At 35.4% G+C, this 2,916-nt stretch carries 1 protein-coding gene; it reads left to right on the top strand.

Translation table 11 applies throughout. The features are described 5' to 3' along the window. Nucleotides 1-1,176: 1,176 nt before the first annotated feature. Nucleotides 1,177-2,916, top strand: a 1,740-nt coding sequence (locus tag RHOW815_RS07600) for a M60 family metallopeptidase (RefSeq protein ID WP_215217713.1), incomplete at its 3' end; no start/stop codon positions are given.

The following is a 2,916-nucleotide window of genomic DNA, read 5'->3' as shown; positions in this document are numbered from 1 at the left end:
TGGAACAACCAATATAGTTTATAAACGCTCTGGAAAAACCTTTACATTCTATCAAGATTCTCAAGGAACAATTAAGGTCTCTGAAGAGCCTGAAGGAATTACCACAGTCTATAAACGCGATGAAATAACTAATACAGGCTTTGGAGGCTATTAAGGGACCTGAAAGAATCACCACAGTCTATAAACGCTCTGGAGGAATCAACTTAATCAGAATCAACAACGTATTTATTCGGGTAACCTCGAGTGGTACCCAGAGACCGCAGGAATATGTAATATCATCAGTACAAACATTTTATTTCCCAACCTATGGTGCCTATCCCTATCAGAAAATGAAAGCCTTAAAATAGAGGGTTATGCAAGAAGTTCTCTAATTCCACACAAGAGGAATATAAATTCTCTTAATTCTTCATAAGCTCTCCGAGCTGATATTTCTCTTGCAAAATAAAAGGCGTTTTTTAAGATCTTGGACAGCAAAGTTTAATGCGGGAGATAAGTCCAGGGTTATCTGCGGAGTCTTTTTTTGAAGAAAACTATTTGAGGTTCTTCGCTCCATTATGCTATCCGAAATGAAATGGGCAAGACAATGTCTATTAACCTCAGTTTTGGGTTTTATTCAATAGATCTCTTGCATAACCAATAAGCAATCTAAAATTTTAAAGTATTTTAATCCATGAGAGTATGATTGTTTAAGCGATATAGCTGGAAATGCTTTTGTTAAGATAGGAATCTATAAATGAAAGATTTAAAATAAGGGGTTATGAAAGAAATCTATTATGAATAAGCTTGCATAAGTTGCGTCAATGGTCAATACGATACACAATATAAAATATATGAATCAAAATTTTTAGTTTAAGTAAAACGAGAAAAGAGATTCTCTGCGAAAACTAAGTCAATAGCTATCGATTTCTCCCTTAGAAAGAGCTATGCAGATTTTTCTCATTATTGCCTTATTGCTTTATAATGAGGAGAGCATGAGGTGCTAAGTAAATGCATCTAAAGTGCAATCGGATCTTTCAGATGGCGGAGTAATAATAAATATGGACTTCGAGATTAATTTAGTTTAATTACATAATCTGGCTCTATACGCAGATTCACCTTAATTAAGGTATAGAGCTAGTTATAAAATAAAACCTATTTTTTACATTTCTTTTATCAACTTAAAAAGCGTATAGATGTATGCCTAGCGAAAATAAAATCTATGAATCAACATGGATAGAGGAAGATAGAGCTAACTCCGTCAATAGAGATAATTTTGTTATAGACGACCGTGAATTTTTCAAAAATTATCTAAACAGACAGTCAGAATATGAAGAATCGGAATATGAGGAATTTTCAACTACTACACATGTAGCCACTTCAAATGAAAGTATACAACGCTATGAGTCCCAATTCATCGAAGAAAAGCAGTCTTCTGACAAAACAATAAACTTACGGTCACAAGATCTAGAAGCTTATTGGTGGGCTTCTTATAAAAACCGTCAGGGATTTAAAGAAGCTTTAAGTCAGTTTAATTTGACGCCAGAGCTTTTAGATAAAGATCCCACAGCCGCTATAAACCGATCAAACAACCCCAATGACCCGCTTTATTGGTTAAAACGCAACCTGGAAACGTATTTCGATAGAGAAAATAATCGCTATTTCATTCCGGTAACAGAGGATGGAGGGACAGATAAAATTGATCCAGATTACAATATCAATCCTAAAATCCGTATGGCCTTTGATCTTTATAACCACCGAACGAATTATTTCTCCACGGATATTTTCATGAAGTCTGGAGATGAAATTGCTATTACAGTGGATGCTCTTGATAACTCTCAAACAAATTGTTTTGCTGCTACAGGAACTTCCTATTCATCTGGTTATAGGAAATCAAACCCGATGGCATTAGTCGAGCATCAAACGGTTATTTATACAGCTACAAGAGCAGGCCCACTTATGCTAGCCTGTATAAATAAAAACCGAGATATGAAAAGTTGGGGAAAAAGGATTAAGATTACAGCTGTACCTAAGAATGAAACGAAGAAAGTTCCCATCTTTGTTTTTGGCCTAAATTCGCAAAAAGAGTGGCGAGAAAACATCAGTCAACCTTCTAACTCACTTAATCAATTGATGATGATGAATGGCCGCCATAAAATATATATTTCAGGAGATGTAGCTAAAAAACTTCCTCTAAATGTCGGTAAATTGCTATCAGAATATTTGCTTATCAGTACAACTTATGACAAATTGAATGGCTTTGACAGTTCAAAAGCCCTCCATTTTCCAACGCAAAATTTACAAGTTATAACTTTTGAACTTTGTGGCTTTATATCTAATAGTTTAGTAGCTTTGTGTAATAATCCAAAAACAAGAAATATATCAAGAACTGAGTATGTTGATTGGCATGAGTTAGGCCATACACATACCATGGGATGGTCTTGGGGAACTGAAGTAGAAGTTACTGTCAACATTTATGAAATGGTGGCTGAGGGTCTTTTTAAAGGGAAAAAAGATAAATTTCAAGGTTATGATCTTAGCGACCGTGCCCGTTTTAAACTCGATGATCCAAAGTATGGAAATAATAGATTGTGGGATCCAAAATCAGTGCCGAATTTTATCAATGCTAAGGTTGATTCTTCTGTTCTTTTCGGTGGTTTTGATGCTATGTCGTCTAAATCTCTTGATTATAGGGACCTAAAGAACAGAAAGCCAGCGCATGTAGACAATGAGTCAATACGGCTATTAATGTTTTTGCAGTTGTTGTTTAGTTATGGAGATGATTTTTACGCCAAGCTCGGCAAAGCTTACAGAGAAGCTTGGAATTACGGAGATAGTGGAAATCTATTCGATACGAATCAGAAGGATAAAGACTGGTTTGTATTAAATGCAAGTCGCGCATCAGGTCGAGATTTGAGGGAGTTTTTTGATCTTTGGGGT

The sequence above is a fragment of the Candidatus Rhabdochlamydia sp. W815 genome, assembly GCF_018642185.1.
In the GTDB taxonomy this organism is placed as follows: domain Bacteria; phylum Chlamydiota; class Chlamydiia; order Chlamydiales; family Rhabdochlamydiaceae; genus Rhabdochlamydia; species Rhabdochlamydia oedothoracis.
Note: the sequence above shows the minus strand (reverse complement) of the source record. Positions and strands in the feature narration are given on the sequence as shown.